Here is a 23,479-nt window from a genome sequence, read left to right as displayed (position 1 = left end):
GCGGTAGGTGGCAGCCGTGTTAGTGGTGCGAGGCCCCAACCAAGAGATCGGAACTGCCATCAGCCGAAGCATCTGGACCTGGGCGCGAGTCGCCGGCGGCGCCGCGATCCTCGCCGTTCTGGTGTGGCGGGTGGGCACGGGCCCATTGGTGGACGGGCTCCGACTGACAACCTGTTGGCCGCTCGCCGCCGCCCTCGCCATCACGGCGCTGACCACGTTGTGCTGTGCCTGGCGGTGGAGGCTCGTCGCCGGCGGGCTCGGCGTCGAGATGCCGCTGAGGACCGCGGTGGCTGCGTACTACCGGTCCCAGTTCCTCAACGCCACGCTGCCCGGCGGAGTGGTGGGCGACGTACACCCACGCCGTGCGCCATGGGCGCGAGGTCGGCGACCTGGGGCGGAGCCTGCGGGCCGTCGCGTGGGAGCGGGCGTCGGGATTTGCGGTACAGATCGTGCTGACGCTTGGCGTGCTGTTCCTGCTGCCCCGGCCCGCTGGCTTCCGTGTGCCCTCGATCGCCGTGACGGTCGTGGTCGTCGCCTGTACGGCGCTGATCGCCGTACCGCTCTGCCTGAACCGACGCCGCCTCTCCACGCGGATCGGACGCGCCTTCACCAGCGACCTCCGCGACGCGGTCCTCGCGCCGCGGGCCTGGCCTGGCATCCTGCTCGCCTCCACCGTCGCCGTACTCGGCCACGCCGCCGTCTTCCTGATCGCAGTGCGAGCGACCGGAGCGGACGTGTCGCCGGCTCGACTGTTGCCTCTGGCACTGGTCGTGCTGACGGCCTCGGCGGTGCCGACGAACATCGCAGGCTGGGGCCCGCGCGAGGGCGCAGCCGCGTGGGCGTTCAGCTCGGTCGGCCTGGGCGCGACACTCGGCCTCACCGTCGCGGTGGTGTACGGCGTACTAGCGCTGTTCGCAACCCTGCCCGGAGCCGTCGTCCTCGTGGTCACGCACCGGCGGCGCGTGTGGCGAGGTGCGTGCTCCTAGGCCAAGGCTATTCGCCGTACAGCCAGGAAAGCGGCCCCCACCAAACGGTGGAGGCCGCCTTCAGGAGAGCTTCAGGCCGGGAACGGTACGCCGGTGTTGCTGTGGCAGCGGTAGCCGTTGGGGTTCTTGTGGAGGTACTGCTGGTGGTAGCCCTCGGCGTAGTAGAACGTGGTGGCGGGGGCTATTTCAGTGGTGATGTCGTCGTAGCCGAGGGGCTTGATGACGGGGGCGTAGAGGTCGCGGGTGCGTTCGGCTTCGGCGCGCTGGGCGTCGGTGGTGTAGTAGATCGCCGAGCGGTACTGCGAACCGAGGTCGTTGCCCTGCCGCATGCCCTGGGTCGGGTCGTGGGTCTCCCAGAAAACCTTGAGCAGGTCCGTGAAGGTGGTCTTGGTCGGGTCGTAGACGACCCGGACGGCCTCCGCGTGACCGGTGCGCCCGGTGCAGACTTCCTCGTACGACGGGTTGGGGCTGTAACCGCCCGCGTACCCGACGGCCGTGGTGTACACGCCTGGCTGCTGCCAGAAGATCTCCTCGGTGCCCCAGAAGCATCCGGTGCCGAACCAGACCTCCTCGAAGCCCTCGGGGGCGGCAGCGGTCTGCGGCGTGTGCAGGACGATGTTCTCGTCCGGTACGGCGAAGCCAGGGGTGGGCCGGCCGGGCAGCGCGGCCTCCGGCTCGACCATGGCGGTGTTGCGGGTGAAGAACGACATTCTCACGCCTCTCGCAGTGTGACTCTCATAGTCTCCCAACGCCCCCGCCCAGGTGAACCTTCCCCACACCCCTTACGGCGCGATGACGTGCGGACCGCCACGCCATCACAATCGCGCGATTCCGACGGCTCCCCGCTGGCGCGCGGCGGTCGGGGCCAATTGTGATGGCCTGGGCGTCCGCCTGCCGCGGAGACGCGGACCTGAGCCACTCATCAAAGGCCGTCCCGGGCTGATCGGAGCGAGCGGTTGAGCGCGAGCCGGCCCGTCCGCGGGAGGTTGGTGAGTGGCACGCGTCCGCCCTACGCGATCATCACCCCAGTCCGCCGGGTCGAGGCGGCGCCGGTGGTCAGGGAGGCGTAGGACGCGGCTAGGCGGGTGATGCCGTCGCGGAGGGAGTCCTCGTCGAGGGTGAACGGGAGGCGGATGAAGGACTCGAGGCCGCCGTCGGGGGAGAAGCGGGACCCGGCGACCAGGAGCGCGCCGTTGCGCTGGGCGACACCAACAAGGCTGGAGCCGACCGGTTCGGGCAGCTCGCACCACAGCGACAACCCACCCGAAGGCAGCCGGAACCTCCACGACGGAAGCTCGGCGGACAACGCGGCGGCCAAAGCATCCCGCCGCTGTGCCAGCGACACCCGGCGCTCCGGCAGCAAGGTGGAGCGCCGCCGCAGCAGGTCCGCGACCACCAACTGCTCCAGCACCGGCGCGCCGAGGTCCATCGACGCCCGCGCGTCCAGCACGCGAGCGACCAGCGCCTCCGGCACGCGCATCCACCCGATCCGCAACCCGCCCCAGAACGACTTGCTCACCGACCCGACCGTGATCACGCCGTCCGGGTCGTACGACGCGAACGGCGGCGGCATCTCCTGCCCGTCCAGCGACAGCTCGAACAGCGTCTCGTCCACGATCGCCGTCGTCCGCGACCGTGCGAACGCCCGCGCCAGCCGTTGCCGATCCGCCGCGGACATCAGGAAACCGGTGGGATTCTGGAAGTCCACCACCATCCACGCCGCCCGCGGCGCAGTCTGCCGAATCGTTGCCTCCAGCAAAGGCAGGTCCCACCCGCCGGGCGACATCGGTACGGCGACCACGCGGCAACCGCTGCGCCGGATCGCATCCACAGAGTTCGGATGCGTCGGACTCTCGGTGAGGACGCGGTCGCCGATCTGCGTGATCGCCCGTACCGCGATCGACGTCGCGGCGAGCGCCCCGGCGGTGACGATGATCTGATCCGCCGACGTCGGCAACCCCCGTGCGCGGTACGCCGCCGCGATCTCGGAACGCAGTACCGGCAGGCCCTGCGGGTGGTACCCGGGCGTCGCGAGGTGCATCGGCAGCTCACCGGCCGCCGACGCGACCGCCGTACTGATTCCCGGGACCGCGGCCGGCGCCGCGCAGGTGAAGTCGTACAAACCCTCGGTGTCGATCCCGGGCGCGTGGTGCCGCCCGAGCTCCGGCTCGATCTTCGACGGCAGTGCCGTGACGCTCCCTGAACCACGCCGGCTCGTCAGATAGCCACTGTCGCGCAACGAGCGATAAGCGGAGGCCACCGTCGTCCGGCTGACCCCCAGAGCCTCGGTCAGTTCGCGCTCGCTCGGCAGCCGCGACCCGGGCATGATCCGCCCGTCCGCGATCAGCAGCCGGAGCCGCTCGGCCAGGACCCGGTACGCCGGGCCGGTCCCGTCGGCCCACTCGCCGAGCAGGCCGCTTAACGTGCTGGCGGGAAGGTAACGGGCTCGCATGCAGTCCACTATCGCGCAACTGGCTATCGAATGCCAGGCCACTTACGCCGCACACTGGATCTCGTGACCGCCACCTCCGATGCCCCGCCGCGTCAGCTCGCGCCCCTCAACCCGATCCAGCAGCTGAAGGCAGGCCACCTCCCGCGCCGCCTGGTGCAGCTGTACGTGGGCCTGACCCTGTACGGCGCCTCGATGGGCCTGATGATCCAGGGCAACCTCGGCCTCGACCCGTGGGACGTGTTCCACTCCGGCATCACCAAGCATCTCCCGCTCAGCTTCGGGACCGTGGTGATCGCGATGAGCTTCGTCGTACTGCTCGCCTGGATCCCGCTGCGCCAGTGGCCCGGCCTCGGCACGATCAGCAACGCGATCGTGATCGGCCTGGTCACCGACCTGACCCTGGCGACGGTCGACCGCCCGGACGCGCTCTGGCTGCGGATCGCGTTCATGCTGTCCGGTGTCGTCCTCAACGCGCTGGCCGGCGCCCTCTACATCGGCGCCCAGTTCGGCCCCGGTCCCCGCGACGGCCTGATGACCGGCCTGGTACGCCGTACCGGTCTGAGCGTCCGCCTCGTCCGGACGTCGCTCGAGCTGACCGTCCTCGCCACCGGCTTCCTGCTCGGCGGCTCGATCGGCGTCGGCACCGTCGTCTACGCCCTCTCGATCGGCCCCCTCGTCCACGTCCTCCTACCGATCTTCACCGTCCGCCTGAAGGACCCGAACCACGCCGTACGATGAGCCGACCCTGCGCCCGGCTAGGAGTACGACGTTGGCTCTCGAAGCACCCGAGATCGGCTACGACCTGGTGAAACAGCTCCTGGAGCAGATGGAGCTGAAGTACGTCGAGGACCAGGGCGATGTTGTCGTGCCGTGGGAGTCGCTGCGGATGTACTTCGTGTTCCGCGGTGAAGGGGACCAGCGGGTCTTCTCCGTGCGGAGCTTCTACGAGCGGCGGTACTCCGTCGAACAGAAGCCGCGATTGCTCGAGATTCTCGACGACTGGAACCGCGGCACGCTCTGGCCCAAGGCGTACAGCGAGACGAGCGACGACGGGACCGTGCACGTCGTCGCCGAGAGCCACTACCTGGTCGGTGTCGCGATCTCACCCGAGGCGTTCGCGCACTCGATGGTCAGCTGGGTCCGTGCCGGTGTCGACTTCAACAACTGGCTGGCGGACCAGCCCTAGAACAACGGGTCCCGGACCAGGTGGTCCGGGACCCGTCATTCTCGCAGGACCCCTCAGCCTGCGGGTCTTGTCAGCCGACCGGTTCGAGTTCGCGCTCCTCGGGGGCAGGCGAGCCGACCTTCATCCGGCGCGGCCACCAGGCGCGGCGGCCGAGCAGGGCGATCACGCTCGGCACCAGGAAGCTCGACATCACGAACGCCGAGATCACGATGCCGGCCGCGACCGAGAACCCCATCTCGGTGAGCAGCGCCATACCGGCCAGCATCAGTGACGAGAACGTGCCGGCCAGGATCAGTCCGGCCGCTGCCACCGACGGGCCACCGTGCTCGATCGCGCGGTCGGCCGCGGTCCGTGGATCCGTCCCGCGTTCGGCCTCCTCACGCAACCGGGCGATCATCAGGATGTTGTAGTCGGTGCCGATGGCAACGACGAACAGGTACAGCATGATCGGCAGCGAGAACGTGACGCCCGCATGCCCGGCGGCGCCCTGGAACACGAACACCGTCGCGCCGATCGAGCTGAAGAAGCTCAGCACCACCGCGAGCATCAGCACCAGCGGCGCGATCAGCGACCGCAGCAGCAGCGCGAGGATGATCGCGATCAGCCCGCCCGCGACCGGGAAGATCACCGAGAGGTCCCGGCTGTTGGCGTCCCGGATGTCGGTGTAGCTGGCGGTCACGCCGCCGAGCAGCGTGGTCGTCCCGGCCGGCGCCTCGGCGTGCGCGGCCTCCCGGAGCTTCCCGTCGACCAGATCCAGCGAGGCGTTCGCGTACGGCGCATCCTTGAGTACGACGTTGAGCTGGGCAACGGTCTTGTCCTTGCTCAGCAATGCCATGCTGCCGTCCGCGCCGGCCGGAAGCACTCCGCCGACACCGTCGACCTTTGCCAGCTTCCCGGCGTACGCCGTGAGCTCGGCCGGATCCAGCGGCGTACCGTCGGTGCTCTTGACGTAGACCGTGGTTGGGTTCAGCGCGCCGGCCGGGAAGCCCGCCTGCAGGTCCTTGATCGCGCGGGACGACTCGGTGCCGTCCGGCAGTTGGCTGAACGCGTCGTAGTCGACCTTCATCCCGAGCGAGCCGAGCGCGAGCACGACCATCACGCCGCCGGAGATCGCGGCGACCACCGCCGGGCGCCGCGCAGTGAACGTGCCGAACCGCTTGAACATCGCGCCCTTCGGCGTCTTCTGCCACGACTTCGACGGCCAGAACACCTTCGGCCCGAGCAGCGAGACGACCGCCGGGACCAGGGTGATCGCGGCGAACGCCATCACCGCGACCGCGATCGCGAGCCCCGGGCCGAGGCTCTTGAACCCGCCGAACACCGCGAGCAGCAGGGCGCTGAACGCGACGACGATCGCGCCCGCCGCCGACACGATCACCTCGGCGACCCGGGCGACCGCGTTCACGAGCGCTTCCTTCGGCGCCTCGCCGGCGCGCAGGCGCTCGCGGAACCGGAACAGCAGGAACAGGATGTAGTCGGTGCCGACGCCGTACAGCACAACCGTCAGGATCGTCTGCAGGTCCTGTGTGACCTGCAGATCGGTCGCCTTTGCGACCAGCGCGATCAGGCCGGGCGCGATCGCCGACACCAGACCGACCGTCAGGATCGGCAGGAACGCGGCGACCGGGCTGCGGTAGATCACCAGCAGCAGGCCGATGATCAGCACGACGGTCGCGATCCCGACCACGATGAAGGCGTTGTTGAACGCGTCCTGGTTGTCGAGCATCAGCGCCGCGTCGCCGGTCACGCCGTACTCGAGATCGGCGCCGGTGAGCGTGGAGCCGGTCACGTCACGGATCTTCTGTACGGCGTCCAGCACGGCCTGCTCGTCCGGCGCGCCCTTGAGGCCGACGCTGATGATCTGAACCTGTTTGTTCGGCGAGACCGCCTGCGGGCCGGTGATCGCGGCGGTGACCCGGTCGATCTTCGCCGCGGTGATCTTGGCCGCCACCTCGGTGACCTTGGCCTGGTCGGCCGCGGTCAGCTCGCCGCCCGCGTTCCGCTTGACGACGATGCTGGCGGTCGCATCGTTGGTCTGCCCGAAGGCGTCGGCGGCCAGCTTCTGCGCCTGTACCGACTCGTACTTGTCAGGCAGCAGCGCCGCCTGATCCTTGGTGGTGACGTCCGCGAGCGTCGGCGCGAACGCGATCACGGCCACCGCCGCGACCACCCAGGCGGCGATCACCTTCCACGGGTTGTGAACGACGAAGCGTCCGAGTTTGGTGAACACCCCGAGACCCCTCTCTGCGGGTTGTCTTTACCTGCCGGTCGGTAGGTAGCCTACCTGCCGACCGGTAGGCTGGTGAAGGTGAGAGGGTGGTGACGTGCAGCACGCGACGAGTTCCCGGGACACCAAGGCGGAGATCCATCGCGCCGCGGTCGAGCTGTTCTCGACCCAGGGGTACGACAAGACCAGCCTGCGCGAGATCGCGGAGCAGGTCGGCATCACCAAGGCGTCCCTGTACTACCACTACTCGTCGAAGCAGCAGCTGCTGCGCGCGATCGTCGGCACCTTCCTGGACGACATCTTCCAGGTACTGCGGCTCCCGGAGACGCTGCCGTGGTCGCCGGAGACGGAGCGCGAGGTCCTCGGTGCGTACGTCGACGTGATCATCGCGCACCGGGCGACCGGGCCGACGCTTCTCCGCGACATCGCCGCCGTACTCGCGGCCTTCGGGGACGACCTCGACGAGCTGATCGCGCAGAGCCGCCGTTTCCAGCTGTGGCTGGCCGGCCCCGATCCGACGGCCGCCGACCGGCTGCGTGCCGCGGCCGCGGTCGAGGCGGTCGGGGCCGCGATGTCCATCGAGCTCGATCTCCAGGCCGGCGATGCGGAGATCCGCGCGGTGCTGCTGGACGCTGCCACCGCGGTTCTTGCTCGCCGCGGCAGCCCGGTCGTCGAGTGACCGGTTACCGGTTCACGGCGCCGCTGTGGCTTTACCCGGGCGAAGGCAGTTGGTACTTCGTCACGGTGCCGGAGGACATCAGCGACGAGATCACCGATCTGACCGAAGGACGGCGGAAGGGCTTCGGGTCGGTGCGGGTCTCGGTCACGGTCGGCGGCAGCACGTGGCAGACCTCGGTCTTCCCGACCAAGAACGGGACCTACATGCTCCCGGTCAAGAAAGCGATCCGGACTGCCGAAGACCTCCTCGAGGGCAGCCCCGTCGAGACACAGCTGGAGCTCGTCGACTTCTAGCCCCGGTACGACGTTCGCCGCCGCGGGGAGCGACGGCGTACGTGTAGTTGGAGGTCAGCGACCGTCTCTCTTGGTCGGGGGCTTCTGGGTATTCCCGGTCGCGGGCTTCTGGGGTGCCTGGCCGCCACGTTGCTGCCGCTTGGTGGCGTCATTGTCGCCGCCTGCCTTGACGGCCTCTTCGGTCTTCTGAGACGACACGCTGTTGAGCGGCGTGCTGCCGTTGAACGCGATGTCCCGCGCGAACTTGGAATCTAGCTCCGCCGACGTTTTCTCCCCAGCAGCCGGCCCCCGCTGCGGCTGCACGTCGAACCGAGGTTGCTGCGGGCTGGCACCCGCTTGCTGGGTGTTGGTGCCGGGTTGTTGTGGGTTGGTGCTGGGCTGCTGGGGGTTGGTGCCGGATTGCTGGGGGTCGACAGTTGTCGCTGGGGTCGCTGCGGGATCTTGGGTGGTGGCTGCCGGTGCGTCCAGTTCGCCGGTGGACTGCCGGCTCGCCAGTGCCTCGGCATCCCTGACGGACTGACCCTGGGTTGCGGCCGAGTCAGCCCAGCCCCCGGCGGGCGCCTGCACCCCCGCACCCTCGACCTCCGGGCCCACCTCGGCCCCACCCACAGCCCGAGGCTCACCGACCTCGGCTTCACCCGCCGTACGAGGCTCGCCGACCTCGCCGACTTCGGCTTCACCCGTGGCACGAGGCTCACCCGCTTCACCGACCTCGGCTTCACCCGCCGTACGAGGCTCGCCAGCCTCGCCGACTTCGGCCTCACCCGTGGCACGAGGTTCACCGGCTTCGCCGACCTCGGCTTCACCATCGGCGCGGGGTTCGCCGACCTCGGCTTCGCCTGTGGCGCGGGGTTCGCCGGTCTGGGCTTCGCCGCGCTGGGCTTCGCCTTCGGTGCGGCGTTCGTCTGGTTGCTGGTCGCCTGCCACCAGCTGGTTGTCGCCTTCTCGTTGCTGAGCGGGCTCCTGAGCCGGGTCCGCGGCGTTCTCCTGCTGCAGCTGCTGAACGCGGGCCTCGAGCAACTGTCGCATCTCACCCTGGAGGCGGTTGTTCTCCTCCATCAGCGTGAGCGTCTGCTGCTGCGCCTCCAGAATCGCCTGCTGCAGCGTCGCAATCCGCTGGTTCAACTGCTCGGACTGCTGCGGCGACGGCGCCTGCAGAACCGCGTCCCGAGACTGAATACCCTGCCCCTGCCCCTGCCGCCCAGCGCCGTTCTGCTGCTGCCCCGGCACCCCCTGGAACCGGCCCTCCGGCCGGAACAGATGATCCATCCGGCTCGACGCCAGCGCCGCGAGGTCCGCGCTGTTGACGTGCGACCGGCCGATCTCCCACCGAACCCGCGGATCCGTGCGTTTCACGTCCCGCGCCGCCTGCGTCAACGCGGCCTTGAGCGCCTTCGTCCCTTGCCGCTGGTTTCTGTTCCACCGCGAGAACGGGTTCTTCCGGGCGATCCAGCCCCTGCTCGGCGCCGGCCCGGACTCCGCCAGCCGACCCTGCACCTCCTGGCCCAGGTTCCGCGAGACGCCCGCGTACCGGTCCGGGCGGAACTGGGCGTCGACGTGCCGACTCGCGATCTGCTGCAGGTCGGAGCGGGTCATGTTCGAGCGGCCGATGGCCTCGCGGACGGCAGGATCCATCCGCTTCACGTCGCGGGCTGCCTGCGCGTACGCCGCCTTCAGCGTCTTCGTGCCACGATGGGTCGTGCTCCAGCGGGAGACACGCTGACGAACGCCCCGCGGATTCTCCGGGTAGGAATCGCTCACGGCGGGGTCTCCTAGTCGATGTACACGGCGTAGTTGACCCCGACAGACGTCGTCAGCGGGTCCTTGCTGGGCTTCGTGCTGTACAGGTGGATCTGGGCGCCCGGACGTAGCCAGACGGCCAGGTGCCGGCGGCCGGTCCCGGCGCCGGGCTCCCACTCGTCGGCGAACGTCGGACTGCTCTCGTCACCGACGTAGTCAGGCTGTCCCCAGTGCCTGGTCGCGAGCGCGAGGTGGTCCGGCCAGTGCTCGTCGAGCCCGGACTCCGCGGCGGCGATGTCGTCCGGACCGATCTCGTACGCCGACCAGCCGCTGTCCGGGCAGTCCGGGAACGCCAGGCCGTCGAACACGATCATCGTGGTCCCGCGGCGCGTGGTGAACCCCCACGAGACCATGTCGGCGCCGATCACCTCGCCGGCCTGCAGCGGCCACGGCTGCCAGGAGGTCTGACCCATCACCCGGTGCACCAGGGCGCGCACCACCTCCGGCCCGGCCTCGTCGCCGTCCGGTCCCGCGATCACGGTCCAGTCCGGAATCTCGGCGAGATCCGCCATCGCCAGGTCGTCCTGGTCGAGCGGCCTGTCCTGCGTCTTCATCCGGCGCCGTCGTCCTTCCTTGCCCGGTTCCATGACCGCAACCCTCTAGATGACCCTCTGTGCGCAACCGTAGGCGGCCCAACGGGTCATTCGCCAGCCAGTACGACGTGCCTGTGGACAACCAGGATCCGCCGGATCATCCCAGTAGCGGACGTCCTGCGGGACCTGAGCAGACCAGGCCGTACGCTGGTCCGGTGAACACGGAACACCACTACGGCTTCGAAACGCTCGCGATCCACGCCGGGAACGAGCCCGACCCGACGACCGGCTCGGTCGTGCCGCCGATCTACGCGACCAGCACCTACAAGCAGGACGGCGTCGGCGGGCTGCGCAACGGGTACGAGTACTCCCGCTCGGCGAACCCGACCCGGACGGCGCTCGAGGAGTGTCTGGCCGCGATCGAGGCCGGCACCCGCGGCTTCGCCTTCGCCAGCGGTCTCGCCGCCGAGGACACCCTGATCCGCTCGCTGTGCGTGCCGGGTGATCACGTGGTCTTCCCTGACGACGCGTACGGCGGCACGTTCCGCCTGTTCGCCCGCGTTCTCGGCACCTGGGGTGTGGAGATGACGCCGGCCGCGGTCACGCACCCGGACGCGATCCGGGCCGCGATCCAGCCCGGGAAGACGAAGGTCGTCTGGTTGGAGACCCCGACCAACCCGCTGCTGAACGTCGCGGACATCGCGATCGTGGCCCAGATCGCCCACGACGCCGGCGCCCTGCTGGTGGTCGACAACACGTTCGCCTCGCCGTACCTGCAGCAGCCGCTGGAGCTCGGCGCGGACGTGGTCGTGCACTCGACGACGAAGTACATGGGCGGGCACTCCGACGTGGTCGGCGGCGCGCTGATCGTGCGGGACGCCGAGCTGGCGGAGAAGATCGCCTTCCACCAGAACGCGATCGGCGCCGTCGCCGGGCCGTTCGACTCGTGGCTGGTGCTGCGTGGCATCAAGACGCTCGGCGTCCGGATGGACCGGCACAGCGACAATGCCGAGAAGGTCGTCGAGTTCCTGCAGCGGCACAAGTCCGTCAGCCAGGTGCTGTATCCGGGCGTCGACGGGCACCCGGGTCACGAGACCGCCGCCAAGCAGATGAAGCGGTTCGGCGGGATCGTCAGCTTCCGCGTCACAGGTGGCGAGGCGCAGGCACTGGACATCTGCAACAAGGCAGAGGTCTTCACTCTCGGTGAGTCACTCGGCGGCGTCGAGTCCCTGATCGAGCACCCCGGCAAGATGACCCACGCCTCGGTCGCCGGCACCCCACTCGAGGTGCCGGCGGACCTGATCCGCTTGAGCGTCGGCATCGAGACCATCGACGACCTCCTGCTCGACCTCGATCGCGCCCTCGCCTGACCCACCCACCACCCCGCGCATTTGCCTGGCCGGCCAGGCAAATTGCTGGGTCGGCCAGCGAACTCGGGGGTTTGTGACCCACAACCAGGGTGACGAACCCCCAACTTGCTGGGTCGACCCACCAAATGCGCACTGACCGGCGGGCGGGAACGGGCCGGCGCGGGCGGAGACTGACCGGCGGGCGGGAACGGGCCGGCGCGGGCGGAGACTGGCCGGCGGGCGGGAACGGGCCGGCGCGGGCGGGAACGGGTTGTGGAGGACGGGCGGGGGATATGGCGGTGGACGATGGGGCGAGTGGGGTGAGTGTTGGTGAGCCTGGTGGTTGCCGTTGACTTCGGGTCGACCTTCACGAAGGCGGTTGCGGTGGATTCCGGTTCGGGCGAGCTCGTGGCCCGGGCCGAGCACCGTACGACGATCGACACCGACGTCATGGACGGGTGGCAGGCCTGTCGCGTCGTACTCGAAGCGGCCGACCGGGGCGTGCGGAACGCCGAGGTGCTCGCCTGTTCGAGTGCGGGCGGCGGCCTGCGGATCGGTGTCGTGGGCAACGAAGAGCTCGTGACCGCGGAGGCGGGGAAGCGGGTGGCGTTGTCGAGCGGCGGGCGCGTCGTGGCGGTCGTCAGCGGTGGGCTGAGCGCGACGAGCCAGAAGGAGCTGCGCAAGGATCGCCCGGACGTCGTGCTGCTGCTCGGCGGTACCGACGGCGGGAACTCCGCCGTACTGCTCAAGGCCGCGGAGACGCTGGCGAAGTACAAGTGGCGGAAACCGGTCGTTGTCGCAGGCAACATCGATGCGCAGACGGAAATCACGGAAACACTGACCGCGGCGGATGTACCGCATGTGCTGGCGGAAAACGTCGTACCGGAGATCGGCGTGTTCGCGCCGGACAGTGCCCGGGCCGCGATCCGCGAGATGTTCCTGGAGCACGTGATCGGCGGGAAGAACCTGTCACGGGACCCGTCCTTCGCGCGGATGGTCCGCGCCGCGACGCCGGACGTCGTACTGCGCGGTGTCGAGGTACTCGCCGCGCTCCACGGTGACGTGGCGGTCGTGGACATCGGCGGCGCCACCACCGACGTCCACTCGGTGATCGAGCTCGACCCCGAGGACGCGAACCTCGGCCGCGAAGTGGTCGCGCCGCATCCCGTGACCCGGACCGTCGAAGGCGATCTCGGGATGCGCTGGAGCGCCGTACCTGTTGTGGCGGCCGGCGCCGAGGCGGGGCTGATCGCGGACGTCGACGAGGTGCGTGCGGCGGCCGAACGCCGGCGAGTGGACCCGTCGTACCTTCCGGACAGTGGACGTGAGGCGTCGTACGACGAGACGTTGGCGACCGTTGCCGCGACGGTCGCGCTCCGGCGGCATGCGGGGCGGCAGCGGATCGTGTTCGGGCCCGGTGGGCGGGTGATCGAGCGTTCCGGGAAGGATCTGCGCGAGGTCGATCTGCTGGTCGGGTCCGGGGGAGTGCTGCGGCACAACCCGCCGGACGTCGCGGCGCGGATCCTCGGTTCGATCGGGACCAACGCGCAGGAGGAGGGCTGGCTCGTCCCGCAGCGCGCTGAGGTGTGTGTCGACGCGGACTACGTGCTCGCCGCGGTCGGGCTGCTCGCCGACGACGCCCCGAAGGCTGCCGAAGGCCTGGCCGCCCATATTCATGGAACGAGCCGCGGCGGGCACTAGTCTCATCAGCACATCAGCTTGCGGAGGTGGGATGAGCGAGTCGGGGCGGGACGAGACCGGAGAGCACGATGAGCAGAGCCCGGTTGCGGACAACGACGTGCTTGAGTCGTCCAGCGCGCCGGTAGCCGAGGCGGCGGCCGAACCCGCGGTCGCGGAGCCCGCGGCAGGCGGCGCGCCTAGGAAGGTGGACCACGGCGTGACGCCGGCGATGGAGATCGCCAGTGCGTGGGCCTGGCGGTTCCTGGTGATCGTCGCGGCCATCGCCGTCATCGGCTACGGGATGCGGTATCTGTCCGAGGTCGTCGTACCGGTCACCGTCGGCGTACTCCTCACCGCCCTCCTGATCCCCATCACCACCGGCCTGCAGAAGCTCCGCCTGCCGCGTGGTCCAGCGGCCGGCGTCACCGTGCTCGCGACGCTCGTGGTGATCGCGGGTCTGCTGACACTGGTCGGGACACAGATCGCCGGTCAGTTCGAGGACCTGTCCAACCAGGTCGGCGAAGGTGTGCAGAAGCTGCGCGACATGGCCCGGATCAACTTCGGCCTCACCGACGCGGACATCACCAACCTTTACAAGCAGCTGCGGGAGCTGGTCACGGCCGGCGGCGCGCTCGGTCAGCAGGCGGCAGCGGTCGGTACGACGGCGACGCATGTGGTGGCCGGGCTGTTCATCTCGCTGTTCTGCCTGTTCTTCTTCCTGTACCAGGGCGAGCAGATCTGGTCGTGGCTGGTCCGGCTGTTCCCGCGCCGGGCCCGCGACAAGGCCGACTCGTCGGGCCGGAAGGCGTGGGTCTCGCTGACGGCGTTCGTCCGCGCCACCGTGATCGTCGCCGCGGTCGATGCCGTCGGCATCTCGCTCGGCGCCGCGATCCTCGGTCTGCCGCTGGTGAGCGCGATCGGGATCCTGGTGTTCGTCGGCTCGTTCATCCCGGTCGTCGGCGCGCTGATCAGCGGCGCCGTCGCGGTCCTCGTCGCGTTGGTTGCCAAGGGCCCCCTCGTCGCGATCATCATGCTCGCCGTCGTGATCGGCGTACAGCAGCTGGAGGCGCACGTCCTGCAGCCGTTCCTGCTCGGCCGCGCGGTCAGCGTCCACCCGCTGGCGATCATCCTCTCGATCGCCACCGGCGTGGTGATCGCGGGCATCGTCGGCGCCCTGGTCGCGGTCCCCACCGCCGCCGTCCTGAACGCCATCGTGAACCACCTGGCCGGTCACGACGTAGACCCCGAACCCCCCAGACCCCTCCCCAGACCCCTCCCCAGACGCCGCCCCCAACATCCAACGCCGACCGAGGACGCCCCCACACCGGCAACAACTACCGACTAGCTACCCCGCTCGCCTTTCGTCCGTTCCTGGCTCAACGACTTTCCCGTCCGGCCGGCCGCGCCTTGCGTCAGACCGGCAGGCCCGGAGCCGGCCCGAGACTGCCCGGCTTCGGTGAGCCGCATCGCCTGGTCCATGTCCGGGTTCGCCGCGCGGGTCCGGAGCTGCTGAGCCTGACCGCCGGCCAGTGCGAACCCGTCTTCGCGGGTCGCGGCGAGCCCGATCCGGGCTACCTGAGCGTGTTCGGCGTCCATCACTGCCAGATTCCGCCGGCGCCGATCTCGGCCAACTGCGGAAACGCCGTGTGCCAGCGGCGGACGCAGTACCGCGGCAGGTGCAGTTGGGGCCAGAGCTCGATCAGCAGGTCCTTGTTCACCAGGCTGGTGAGCTGGTCGATCGTCGAGGCCTCGCTGAGCACGGTTTTGTACAGGGACAGCCGGTCGTCGGCGTTGCCGAGATCGAAGACCCGCTGCGCGCCCCAGACGATCGAGACGGGCAGTTCCACCATCCCGCTGCGCGGCCCGGTCAGCTGGTCCAGCGACACCGGGACGACGTAGGGGATCCGGGAGGCATAGGAGTCCCCGGGCTGGGTGTAGCGCGGCTCGTTCATTCGTCCATATTCCCTGACGACCGGTCCAGCCGGTCGGCCCAGTGGTGTGCCGTGTCCCGGATGTGGGCGGTCTGTTCGGGCGTCGCGCCGTACTGCAGAAAGCCCGAATCCGGCAGCCGGGCGCCGGCGCGCAGTTGGCCGGCGAACATCTCCCGGTCCAGCGGGGTGACCTCACGCTGGTCCGCCAGCGCGAGCAACGCGTCGGCGTCGTACCGGCCGCTGTCCAGTACCGCCTGTACGTCGATGAGGTCGCGCGGCTCGAGCCGTGAGTAGAGGGCGCCGACCTTGCTCCCGATCGCATCCTCCTCGGAGAGCACCGGCCCGACCTCGGTCGTAGCCGGGGGCAACTGCCGATGGTCCGTCCCCAGGTCTGCCTTCGCGGAAACTCCGTCGACGTCGCTCACCACGATCCGGGCGAAGCTGGCGACCTGCCTGGTCACGTCGGTGCGGAGGCCGGCGGATCGGTAGGCGGTGAGCAACTGGTCGACGGACTCAGTGAAGTTGGTGGTGTCGAGGTCGTTGGTGAACAGGTCGATGTCGTCGGACTCGCGGTTCCCGAAGCCGTGTGCCTGCAGTGCGTAGCCACCGGCCAGCACGAAGCCCCGCGGGGCAAGGGCCTGTAGACCGAGGGTGGCCATTCTGGTCTGCAGCGGGTTCATGGGGTCAGTCTGCCGGGTTGCGAACACAAGACGCCGCCGAGCCAGGCTCGGCGGCGTCCTCAGGTGATCGGGGTCAGCGCTTGAGGCCGCCCTTGTCGTTGTTCTTGGTGACGTTGAGTGCCGGCTTCTCCTGGGCACCCTGCTCACCGGCCTGCTGGCCGGTCGCACCCTGAGACTGGACGGGCTGGCCCAACGGCGCGACGCCGGTCAGGCCGGCCCGCATCGCGGTCTGAGTTTCCAGCCTGGTCTGGGACGCCTTGGCGAGGTTCTGGATGGCCTCGTTCTCCGCTGCTGTGACCGGGCCGTTGCCACTGGTCAGGTTCTCGCTCACCTGCTGGATCATCTCCAGCCGGCTCTTGTCGGGCATGATCTGCTTCATGTCCGCCTGCAAGGACGGGTTGTTTCGCCCGGCGTTGTAGTTGGCGAGCGCGCTCTCGGCCTTGAGCATCGTCCCGTTGAACTTGCCCTCGAACCATCGGCCGGCTCGGTTCATCGCGTCCCGTCCGGCAGCGGCGGCGTTCCTGACACCGCCGACGACCGCGTCACGCGCGTCACGCCCGCCCTGCACCACGGTGTCCCGCGCGCCCCGGGCACCCTGGACAACCGAGTCGCGCATCTCGCCGACGCGGTCGGCGCCGCTCTGCCAGGCCTGGTCGAGCCGGACCTGCCCGCGCTGGGCCGCGTCCACAACCCGGTCCCGGCCGGTCTCGTATGCACCGACGGCCTGCTGGCCGAGCTCGGTCGCCCGGTCGCCGACGTTGCGTGCGCCCTGCACCACCGCGTCGCGGGTGTCCCGGGCGCCCTGTACGACGGTGTCCCGTGCGTCGCGCGCACCCTGCACCACCGTGTCACGCGCATCCCGCGCACCCTGCACCACCGTGTCCCGGGCGTCGCGCGCACCCTGAACTGCGACGTCGCGATAGTCCCGCGCCTGTGAGGCCAGCGAGGTGGCCATCTCGCTGATCCGGCCGCGCGTGTTGTCGTACGCCAGGTGCACTCGTGCGACCGCGCCTCGGATCGCGTTGTTCACACGGTCCCGCAACGGGTCGGTGTTCGCCGCCCGCATCAGGTTCGTCTGCTGGCGGTCGTCGAGGTTCACGAAGGCCATTGCGGTCTCGCGCTGCTGCGGCGTCATCCCGACGAATGCCTGGAGGTTCTGCTGCTGTTCCGGCGACAGGTTGCTCAGCCAGTCCATGGACTGGCCCCAGCTGCCCTGCTCCCAACCGGGGCGGCCTTCTGATGGTGTCGTCATCGTGTCTCCTAGTCGATGTAGACCGCGTAGTTGACACCGACCGCTGCGGTCAGTGGGTCCCGGCTCGGCTTGGTACTGAACAGCCGGAGATGTGCGCCGTTGAGCATCCAGGTGGCCAGGTGACGCTTGTCCGCGCCCGCTCCCGGCCCCCATTCGTCGAGGAAGTTCGGGTTGCTGTCGTCACTGACGTAGACCGGCTCACCGAAGTACTTGCGGGCCAGTGCCACATGGCCCGGCCAGTGGGCGTCGAGCCCGGCCGCGGCCTCCGCCACGTCGTTCGGCCCCAGGTCGTACGCGCACCATCCGCTGTTCGGGGCATCGGCGAACGCCAAGCCCGGGAACACGATGATCGTGCTGTTGCGCTTGGTCGTGAAGCCCCACGATGCGACCGCCCGGTCGATCTGCTCGCCCGGCGCGAGCGGCCACGGCTTCCAGTCGGTCGCGGCGGTGACGCGCTGCACGATCGCCCGGACGACGTCCGGCCCGCTGGCGTCGTTGTTGGGGCCCGCGATGGCACGCCAGTCGCTGATCTCGGCGAAGTCGGCGAATGCCGCCTCGTCCTCGTCGAGTGGCCTGTCCATGGTTTTCATTCCGGGCTTGTTCCTTCCGTCAGTGCTCAAGCCGTCGTCGGCCACCGTAGGGCGCGACGAGGTCAGTCTGCCGACCTGCTGATTCGGGTGTTCTGGTCTAGCGTTCCGGCGTGTTCTTGCCGGTGCCGGTGCCGCGCTCGAACCGGCTGGACTCGTTCCGTACGCCGGAGGTGTCCGCGGCGCGCGCCTGCCCCGGGGCGACCGGAGGGAGCGTCGCGGCCTGGACGCTCTTCGTCAGGTCGGAAGACAGGCCGGCCGGCCCGTTCCCGACCATCGCCGTGACTTGACGGGAGGTCTGCGTCAGCGCCTCCTGCGACACGCTGCTCTGCGCTCCGGCGGGCGGCGGTGTGTCGCCGTTCACCATCTGGTCGCGGAGCGTGAGCCGGGCGGCCCGGCGCCCGTCGAGTGCTGTCATGAGCCCTCCTCGTTGAGGTACACCACGTAGTTGATTCCGACCGATACCGACAGTGGTTTCGCTGTTGGTTTGTTGCTGTACAGGTGGATCTCGGCGCCCGGAGGCGTCCAGACCGCCAGGTGGCGGCGGTCGGTGCCGGCGCCGGGGGCCCAGTCGTCCTCGAAACCGGTCTTGGTCTCGATTCCGACGTACGACGGCTGTCCCCAGTGCCGGCAGGCGAGGTCGAATTTCGCGGGCCAGTGCTCGTCGAGGCCGGCGGCCGCGGCGTCCACGTCGTCCGGCTCGATCGCGAACGCGACCCAGCCGCTGAACGGGCTGTGCGGCAGCACCTGGTCGTCGTACACCGCGAGCTCGGTGTTGCGGCGGGTCAGGAAGCCCCAGCCGTCGAGCTGGTCGTCGATCACCGTACGGCGGTTGATCGGCCACGGCTTCCAGCTCGTCCCCGACTTCACGCGACGGATCAGGCGGCGGACCGGGAGCGGCCCGGTCTCGCCCGCCTGCGGGCCGGCAAGGCGCCGCCAGTCGCGGACCTCGGCGATGTCGGCCATCGCGCGGTCGTCGTCGTCCAGCGGCCGGTCAAGTGTCTTCATCCGTGCGGCAGTCCCTGTCGTTGCGGTACGTGTCGAAACTAAGTCCCCGGTGGGGTCAGGCGGACGTCCTGCTCGTGGACGGCACAAAAGAACAGCCGCCCTGGGAAGCTTCCCAGGGCGGCTGTCGGGTAGGTCAACCGTCGTTCGGTCTCAGTTCGGTGACGCGACTCAGTGCATCGCTGCTGCGGCGGAGGACTCCACCGAGGCCTCGCCCTCGGCCTTCGGGCCGTCGTTGCGGCCGGCCAGCCGCTGCTCCGGCGTGATGATCGCGAGGATCAGCGCGATCGCCAGGAACGGCAGCGAGACCAGGAACACGTCGCCCATCGCGTCGACCAGACCGTGCAGCGCCCAGCCCTTCATCGGCTCCTTCAGCCCGTGCAGGGCCTGGACGGAGTTGGCTGCCTTCGCCAGTCCGTCGACCATGCCCTGCGTGGCGTTCGGGACGATGTCGGTCAGGTGGTCCTTCAGCCGGGTGGTCAGTACGGCGCCGTAGACCGCCGTACCGATCGCGCCGCCCATGGAGCGGAAGAAGGTCATCGACGAGGTCGCGGTGCCCATGTGCTGCCGGGGCACGCTGTTCTGCGCCGCGGTGACGGTGATCTGCATCGACAGGCCCAGGCCGGCGCCCATCACGAACATGTAGATCGCCAGCTGCCAGTACGGCGTGTTCAGGCTCAGCGTGGACAGCAGCACCATCGCGGCGCCGACCATGACCGCGGAGATGATCGGGTAGATCTTGTACCGGCCGGTCTTGCTCATCAGCTGACCGCTCGGGATGGACGCGGAGAAGATACCGACGATCATCGGCAGCAGTGCCAGGCCGGAGCGGGTCGGGGACATGTCCTTGACCGCCTGCAGGTACAGCGGCAGGAAGATCAGCGCACCGAACATCGCGAAGCCGAGCAGGAACGCGAACCCGGCGTACCCGGAGAAGATCCGGCCCTTGAACAGGTCCATCGGGATGATCGGCTCGGCCACCCGCAGCTCGATCAGCACGAACGCGACGGCCAGTACGACGGCCGCGACCAGCAGACCGATCGTGGTGGCGGTGCCCCAGCCGTTGGTCGGGCCGCTCCAGGAGACGGCCAGCAGCAGCGAGGTGACGGCGGCGGCGACCGTGGAAGCGCCGAGGTAGTCGATCTTGTGCGAGCGCTTCACGTGCGGCAGCTTCAGGACCGCGCCGACGATGCCCAGGGCAACCAGACCGATCGGCAGGTTGATCCAGAAGATCCAGCGCCAGCCGGGACCGTCGGTGAGCAGACCGCCGAGCAGCGGGCCGGCCACCGAGGACAGGCCGAAGACGGCACCGAAGTACCCCATGTACTTACCGCGCTCGCGCGGCGGGATCACGTCGCCGATGGTGGCGAACGCGAGCGACATCAGACCGCCGGCACCCAGGCCCTGGACGGCCCGGAAGCCGATCAGCATCTCGATGTTCTGCGACAGCGCGGCCAGCACCGAACCGGCCAGGAAGGTGACGATCGCCGCGATGAACAGCGGCCGCCGGCCGTAGAGGTCGGAGACCTTGCCCCACAGCGGCGTGGAGGCGGTCGACGTCAGCAGGTACGCCGTGACCACCCAGGACAGCTTGTCCAGGCTGTTGAACTCACTGACGATCCGCGGCAGCGCCGTACCCACGATGCTCTGGTCCAGGGCGGCGAGGAACATCCCGGCCATCAGTCCACCGAGGACGACCAGGATCTGCTTGTGGGACAGGTAGTTGGGACCACCGTCGGTCGGTGCAGCCCCGCCGGCGGTGGCGGGTTCTGTGGTGCTCATCTGGTGCTCTCCAGGTTGTCGTCGTTGTTCTCGCGGGCGGCAGGGTCGCTGCCGGTCGCGGAGTCTGGTTCGGTACGGCGCTGTGCCGCGGCGGACTGCAGTCGCGGGGCGACCGCGGCCCAGCCCTTGTCGGCCCAGGCAGAGCTGCTGGGGGCCTCGGTGCGGGCGGCGACGCCGTCCGCGAAGCGGGTCATCAGCCGCTCGAAGGTCTGCACGTCCTCCTCGGACCAGCCCTCCATGGCCGCGCTGAGCAGCTCCATCCGGTGCCGGGCACTGGCCTCCCACTGCTCGATGCCCTGCTCGGTGAGCTCGACGCGGAACGCGCGTCCGTCATCCGGGTCGGGGGAGCGGCGGATCAGTCCGAGCTGCTCCAGGGAGCGCACATGGCGGCTCGCGGTGGAGGCGTCGAGCTCCAGCTTGCCGGCCAGGTCGGACAGCCGCAGGGCGCCGTTGCACCGCAGCGCGAACAGCACGACGTGCGCGCTGTGGTCGAGTTGGTCGCCGGGCTGCTTGGCCTTCAGGCGGCGCCCGATCCGGGTGAACGCGTGCATGACGCCCTCGATGGGGGTCTGTGGGGTGTACGCGTCGTTTACTTGCATGCTGCAAGCATATACATGCTTGCGTGATACACGCAAATGAGTTTCCAAGATCTTCAAGTGCGCCGCCACTCATTTGCTCTCAGTCGCCGGATGGTCACTGTCCGCAGTGGAGGAGAATCTGCCTCATGTCTTCGACGGCGGAAGGGTGCGATTTGTGACGCGGGTTGCGGTGGTTACCGGTGGTGGGTCAGGGCTGGGGCGGGAGATGGCGCTGGCGTTGGCGGAGGCCGGGTTCCAGGTGTGGGTGACCGGGCGGACGGAGGACAAGCTGCGCGAGACGGTCGCGCTCGGCGAGGGCCGCGTCGATCTCGCCGTACTGGATGTTGCCGACGGGAAAGCGGTACGGCGGTTCTTCGGAGGGCTCGAGCGGGTCGACGTCCTCGTGAACAACGCGGGCACCGGGTCCCCGGCCGTGGCGGTACAGGACGTGCGGGAGGAGGACTGGCGGCAGGTGGTCGACACCAACCTGACCGGGTCGTTCCTCTGCGCGCAGGCGGCGTACGACGTGATGCTGCGGCAGGACCCGAAGGGTGGGCGGATCATCAACAACGGGTCGATCTCGGCGCACGTACCGCGGCCGCAGGGGATCGCCTACACCGCGAGCAAGCACGCCATCACTGGTCTGACGAAGGGCCTCGAGCTGGAGGGGCGCGCGCACGGCATCACCGCCTGCCAGATAGACATCGGGAACGCATCGACCGCGATGACCGCCCGGATGGAGCAGGGCGTGCTGCAGCCGGACGGTTCGATCGCGGTCGAGCCGACGTTCGATCCGAAGATCGTGGCCGACTTCGTGGTGCGGATCGCGGAACTGCCGACGTCCGTCGCAGTCCCGACCCTGACGGTCATGGCCGCCGGGATGCCTTATGTAGGAAGAGGCTGACGAGACAGGTCGATGTCCGTGAGGTCGTACCAGCGACCTGACGGCGGCTGGTCCCGCAGCGGGTCGTTCCAGCGCAGTCGGACGCGTTCCGGCTGCGCCTCCATCAGCACGACCTCTTGCCAGTCCGGACCGTCCGTCCGCGCCCACCAGGTCTCGGCCAGGCTTGCCAGCCCTTCCTGCTCAACCGTCTCGACCGCCTCGTCGCGGTCACTCACTGGGCCGAGTGGTGCTCCGAAAACGGTGGTCGGCAACCATCCGCCGGTGACCGGCACCACGCGACCCAGGACCTCCCCGTCCTCCCGCACCACGTCCTCCGGCGACGGGAACCCTGGGAACATCTCCTTCAACGCAGCGACGATCCGGCCTGTCGTTTCACCCAGGAAGCGAATGCTGGCCAGCTCCCGCTCGCTACCTGCGTACTCGTCCGGCCTGACCTGCTCGCCGCCGACCCAGGTGTGACGAATCCGCTGTGTGGCAGTGATATCGACCAGCGGATCCCCTTCGACCAGCAACAGGTCAGCACGCGCACCGACCGTCAGCCGGCCCCGGTCCGCCAGTCCGAACACCTCAGCGGGCGCACTGGTTGCAGCCACAACCGCCTCGGCCGGCGTGAGCCCAGCACGCACCAGGTGAACCAGCTCCCGGTGTAGCGAAGCTCCGAACACCAGACCCGGGTTCGGTGCGTCTGTCCCGGCCAGCACGCGTACGCCGGCCCGGTGCAACGCCAGCGTGTTGGCGCGAGCCGTCGTACCGTCTGGCGGCACCGGGGGCATCCAACGACGGGACTGCTGGTCCAGCAGCCGCCGCCAGCGCGCGGGCATGCGTGCCATCAGCTCTGGCTCGTCCAGCAACGGCAAACGACCAGACGGACCGTTGAACCCGTCTACGACAACGCCAAGCGTCGCGATGACAGCGACGTCCGCCAGGGCTGCGATGTCCTCCGGGGACATGAGGTCAGCCGGTACGTGCGCGAGTACGTCGACGCCGCACTCGACGACCGTCACCGCACCAGCTGCCGTCGACACGTGCGCTACCACCGTGAGCCCGTGAGCGTGTGCCTCGTCGGTCAAGGCCTGCACGGTGCGCGGCTCTAGCGTCGGGAGGTTCAGCCGCGCGCCGGAGCCGTCGTCGTAGATCAACTTCAGGTGATCGGTGCCCTCGGCGAGCCGGTCCGCGACGAACTGCTTCGCGTCCTCCGGCCCTGTGACGTAAGGGATCGGCGGGAATGCGATCGTCGGGTGACCGCCCGGCGCAGTGGCTCCGATACCTGACGTGAAGAACGAAGACCGCGGTGTCTCCTGATCGATCACCTCGGGCATGCTGAACTGGTCGAGTTGCGTGGTCACGCCGTACGTCGCCGCGAGCTGGGTGCACCCCGGCGCCAGGTGGACATGCGAGTCGATCAGGCCGGGAAGCAGCGTCGTACCGGATCCGTCGACGAGGGTGTCTCCCGGCTGCGCGATCTCCGGGCCGCCGATCGCCGTGATGCGACCGTTCGCGACCCGTAGGCAGTCCGCGGGCAGCGCCGCGCCTCGGTCGGCCAGACGGGTGTGCAGGATCGTAAATGCCATGTCG

Annotated in this window: 24 protein-coding genes and 1 pseudogene; 10 read left to right on the top strand and 15 right to left on the bottom strand. The window is 69.3% G+C overall.

The features are described 5' to 3' along the window. Positions 1-7: 7 nt before the first annotated feature. Both EV137_RS42060 and EV137_RS26980 read left to right on the top strand, forming a co-directional pair. Positions 8-292: pseudogene (locus tag EV137_RS42060) on the top strand (hypothetical protein); the annotation flags it as partial. A gap of 70 nt (positions 293-362) precedes the next feature. Beyond that, positions 363-986: a lysylphosphatidylglycerol synthase domain-containing protein gene (locus EV137_RS26980; protein ID WP_202871164.1), complete on the top strand. Its 624-nt coding sequence runs from the start codon at positions 363-365 to the stop codon at positions 984-986. 71 nt (positions 987-1,057) lie between these two features. Here the strand turns inward: EV137_RS26980 and msrA are convergent, their stop codons facing one another. Both msrA and yczR read right to left on the bottom strand, forming a co-directional pair. Beyond that, the gene (gene msrA / locus EV137_RS26975) at positions 1,058-1,696 is read right to left on the bottom strand and encodes a peptide-methionine (S)-S-oxide reductase MsrA (protein ID WP_134006561.1); all 639 of its coding nucleotides are present in this window, start codon (positions 1,694-1,696) and stop codon (positions 1,058-1,060) included. Between the two features lie 299 nt (positions 1,697-1,995). Further along, the gene (gene yczR, locus EV137_RS26970) at positions 1,996-3,438 is read right to left on the bottom strand and encodes a MocR-like transcription factor YczR (protein ID WP_134131265.1); all 1,443 of its coding nucleotides are present in this window, start codon (positions 3,436-3,438) and stop codon (positions 1,996-1,998) included. 63 nt (positions 3,439-3,501) lie between these two features. Here yczR and yczE point away from each other — a divergent pair, with 63 nt between their 5' ends. Both yczE and EV137_RS26960 read left to right on the top strand, forming a co-directional pair. Beyond that, positions 3,502-4,176 (top strand): membrane protein YczE, encoded by a 675-nt coding sequence (yczE, locus tag EV137_RS26965; protein ID WP_134131264.1) that lies wholly within the window; start codon positions 3,502-3,504, stop codon positions 4,174-4,176. Between the two features lie 31 nt (positions 4,177-4,207). Further along, on the top strand, positions 4,208-4,624 hold the full coding sequence (locus tag EV137_RS26960; RefSeq protein WP_202871163.1) for a YbjN domain-containing protein: 417 nt from the start codon (positions 4,208-4,210) through the stop codon (positions 4,622-4,624). Between the two features lie 70 nt (positions 4,625-4,694). Here the strand turns inward: EV137_RS26960 and EV137_RS26955 are convergent, their stop codons facing one another. Next, positions 4,695-6,854: an MMPL family transporter gene (locus EV137_RS26955; RefSeq protein ID WP_134131263.1), complete on the bottom strand. Its 2,160-nt coding sequence runs from the start codon at positions 6,852-6,854 to the stop codon at positions 4,695-4,697. 94 nt (positions 6,855-6,948) lie between these two features. On the opposite strand from EV137_RS26955, the gene EV137_RS26950 reads away from it, so the two are divergent. Together EV137_RS26950 and EV137_RS26945 are read left to right on the top strand one after the other, a co-directional pair. Then, entirely contained in the window at positions 6,949-7,530 is a 582-nt protein-coding gene (locus tag EV137_RS26950; RefSeq protein ID WP_134131262.1) for a TetR/AcrR family transcriptional regulator, read from the top strand. Continuing rightward, a complete protein-coding gene (locus tag EV137_RS26945; protein WP_134006571.1) occupies positions 7,527-7,823 on the top strand; it encodes a DUF1905 domain-containing protein in 297 nt (98 codons plus the stop codon). Before EV137_RS26950 ends, EV137_RS26945 begins: the two co-directional genes overlap by 4 nt. Positions 7,824-7,877: 54 nt before the next feature. Here EV137_RS26945 and EV137_RS26940 read toward each other — a convergent pair whose 3' ends face one another. Both EV137_RS26940 and EV137_RS26935 read right to left on the bottom strand, forming a co-directional pair. Next, a complete protein-coding gene (locus tag EV137_RS26940) occupies positions 7,878-9,584 on the bottom strand; it encodes a hypothetical protein (protein WP_134131261.1) in 1,707 nt (568 codons plus the stop codon). A gap of 11 nt (positions 9,585-9,595) precedes the next feature. Continuing rightward, entirely contained in the window at positions 9,596-10,210 is a 615-nt protein-coding gene (locus EV137_RS26935) for a hypothetical protein (RefSeq protein WP_238175577.1), read from the bottom strand. Positions 10,211-10,371: 161 nt separating this feature from the next. Here EV137_RS26935 and EV137_RS26930 point away from each other — a divergent pair, with 161 nt between their 5' ends. The 3 genes from EV137_RS26930 to EV137_RS26920 all read left to right on the top strand — a co-directional run bounded on the left by EV137_RS26930 (position 10,372) and on the right by EV137_RS26920 (position 14,530). After that, a complete protein-coding gene (locus EV137_RS26930) occupies positions 10,372-11,526 on the top strand; it encodes a cystathionine gamma-synthase (protein WP_134131260.1) in 1,155 nt (384 codons plus the stop codon). Positions 11,527-11,835: 309 nt separating this feature from the next. Continuing rightward, a complete protein-coding gene (locus EV137_RS26925) occupies positions 11,836-13,206 on the top strand; it encodes a glutamate mutase L (protein WP_134131259.1) in 1,371 nt (456 codons plus the stop codon). Between the two features lie 31 nt (positions 13,207-13,237). Beyond that, entirely contained in the window at positions 13,238-14,530 is a 1,293-nt protein-coding gene (locus EV137_RS26920) for an AI-2E family transporter (protein WP_134131258.1), read from the top strand. Here the strand turns inward: EV137_RS26920 and EV137_RS26915 are convergent. From EV137_RS26915 to EV137_RS26875, 9 genes are all read right to left on the bottom strand, one after another. Then, positions 14,527-14,781, bottom strand: a complete 255-nt coding sequence (locus EV137_RS26915) for a hypothetical protein (protein WP_134006581.1) — start codon at positions 14,779-14,781, stop codon at positions 14,527-14,529. The two genes, EV137_RS26920 and EV137_RS26915, sit on opposite strands and share 4 nt — an antisense overlap. Further along, positions 14,781-15,137, bottom strand: a complete 357-nt coding sequence (locus EV137_RS26910) for a hypothetical protein (protein ID WP_134131257.1) — start codon at positions 15,135-15,137, stop codon at positions 14,781-14,783. The genes EV137_RS26915 and EV137_RS26910 overlap by 1 nt, the downstream gene beginning before the upstream one ends. Further along, the gene (locus EV137_RS26905) at positions 15,134-15,796 is read right to left on the bottom strand and encodes a nucleotidyl transferase AbiEii/AbiGii toxin family protein (protein ID WP_134131256.1); all 663 of its coding nucleotides are present in this window, start codon (positions 15,794-15,796) and stop codon (positions 15,134-15,136) included. Before EV137_RS26905 ends, EV137_RS26910 begins: the two co-directional genes overlap by 4 nt. 73 nt (positions 15,797-15,869) lie before the next feature. Further along, positions 15,870-17,048 carry a hypothetical protein gene (locus EV137_RS26900; RefSeq protein WP_134131255.1) on the bottom strand — a complete coding sequence of 393 codons (1,179 nt, stop codon included), beginning with the start codon at positions 17,046-17,048 and terminating at the stop codon, positions 15,870-15,872. Positions 17,049-17,056: 8 nt separating this feature from the next. Continuing rightward, positions 17,057-17,629: a hypothetical protein gene (locus EV137_RS40750; RefSeq protein ID WP_238175576.1), complete on the bottom strand. Its 573-nt coding sequence runs from the start codon at positions 17,627-17,629 to the stop codon at positions 17,057-17,059. Between the two features lie 106 nt (positions 17,630-17,735). Further along, entirely contained in the window at positions 17,736-18,053 is a 318-nt protein-coding gene (locus EV137_RS26890) for a hypothetical protein (RefSeq protein ID WP_134006589.1), read from the bottom strand. After that, entirely contained in the window at positions 18,050-18,643 is a 594-nt protein-coding gene (locus EV137_RS26885; protein WP_134131254.1) for a hypothetical protein, read from the bottom strand. Before EV137_RS26885 ends, EV137_RS26890 begins: the two co-directional genes overlap by 4 nt. Before the next feature lie 168 nt (positions 18,644-18,811). Then, positions 18,812-20,422, bottom strand: a complete 1,611-nt coding sequence (locus EV137_RS26880; protein WP_134131253.1) for an MDR family MFS transporter — start codon at positions 20,420-20,422, stop codon at positions 18,812-18,814. Then, entirely contained in the window at positions 20,419-21,021 is a 603-nt protein-coding gene (locus tag EV137_RS26875; protein ID WP_134006595.1) for a MarR family winged helix-turn-helix transcriptional regulator, read from the bottom strand. Before EV137_RS26875 ends, EV137_RS26880 begins: the two co-directional genes overlap by 4 nt. Positions 21,022-21,175: 154 nt before the next feature. On the opposite strand from EV137_RS26875, the gene EV137_RS26870 reads away from it, so the two are divergent. Then, positions 21,176-21,904, top strand: coding sequence for an SDR family oxidoreductase (locus EV137_RS26870; RefSeq protein ID WP_134006597.1), 729 nt, complete (start codon positions 21,176-21,178; stop codon positions 21,902-21,904). On the opposite strand, the gene EV137_RS26865 is transcribed toward EV137_RS26870, so the two are convergent. Beyond that, positions 21,886-23,475 carry an amidohydrolase family protein gene (locus tag EV137_RS26865; protein ID WP_134131252.1) on the bottom strand — a complete coding sequence of 530 codons (1,590 nt, stop codon included), beginning with the start codon at positions 23,473-23,475 and terminating at the stop codon, positions 21,886-21,888. The genes EV137_RS26870 and EV137_RS26865 overlap by 19 nt on opposite strands. Positions 23,476-23,479: the final 4 nt, after the last annotated feature.

Origin of the sequence: Kribbella pratensis, from assembly GCF_004366075.1 — a bacterium.
Taxonomy (GTDB): Bacteria; Actinomycetota; Actinomycetes; order Propionibacteriales; family Kribbellaceae; genus Kribbella; species Kribbella pratensis.
Note: the sequence above shows the minus strand (reverse complement) of the source record. Positions and strands in the feature narration are given on the sequence as shown.

What these genes read in the sequence shown, in the direction of transcription:
- msrA (WP_134006561.1), bottom strand. Translation starts at nt 1,696, where the DNA reads ATGTCGTTCTTCACCCGCAACACCGCCATGGTCGAGCCGGAGGCCGCG.
- yczR (WP_134131265.1), bottom strand. Translation starts at nt 3,438, where the DNA reads ATGCGAGCCCGTTACCTTCCCGCCAGCACGTTAAGCGGCCTGCTCGGC.
- EV137_RS26935 (WP_238175577.1), bottom strand. Translation starts at nt 10,210, where the DNA reads ATGGAACCGGGCAAGGAAGGACGACGGCGCCGGATGAAGACGCAGGAC.
- EV137_RS26920 (WP_134131258.1), top strand. Translation starts at nt 13,238, where the DNA reads ATGAGCGAGTCGGGGCGGGACGAGACCGGAGAGCACGATGAGCAGAGC.
- EV137_RS26915 (WP_134006581.1), bottom strand. Translation starts at nt 14,781, where the DNA reads ATGGACGCCGAACACGCTCAGGTAGCCCGGATCGGGCTCGCCGCGACC.
- EV137_RS26910 (WP_134131257.1), bottom strand. Translation starts at nt 15,137, where the DNA reads ATGAACGAGCCGCGCTACACCCAGCCCGGGGACTCCTATGCCTCCCGG.
- EV137_RS26905 (WP_134131256.1), bottom strand. Translation starts at nt 15,796, where the DNA reads ATGAACCCGCTGCAGACCAGAATGGCCACCCTCGGTCTACAGGCCCTT.
- EV137_RS26900 (WP_134131255.1), bottom strand. Translation starts at nt 17,048, where the DNA reads ATGACGACACCATCAGAAGGCCGCCCCGGTTGGGAGCAGGGCAGCTGG.
- EV137_RS40750 (WP_238175576.1), bottom strand. Translation starts at nt 17,629, where the DNA reads ATGGACAGGCCACTCGACGAGGACGAGGCGGCATTCGCCGACTTCGCC.
- EV137_RS26890 (WP_134006589.1), bottom strand. Translation starts at nt 18,053, where the DNA reads ATGACAGCACTCGACGGGCGCCGGGCCGCCCGGCTCACGCTCCGCGAC.
- EV137_RS26885 (WP_134131254.1), bottom strand. Translation starts at nt 18,643, where the DNA reads ATGAAGACACTTGACCGGCCGCTGGACGACGACGACCGCGCGATGGCC.
- EV137_RS26880 (WP_134131253.1), bottom strand. Translation starts at nt 20,422, where the DNA reads ATGAGCACCACAGAACCCGCCACCGCCGGCGGGGCTGCACCGACCGAC.
- EV137_RS26875 (WP_134006595.1), bottom strand. Translation starts at nt 21,021, where the DNA reads ATGCAAGTAAACGACGCGTACACCCCACAGACCCCCATCGAGGGCGTC.
- EV137_RS26865 (WP_134131252.1), bottom strand. Translation starts at nt 23,475, where the DNA reads ATGGCATTTACGATCCTGCACACCCGTCTGGCCGACCGAGGCGCGGCG.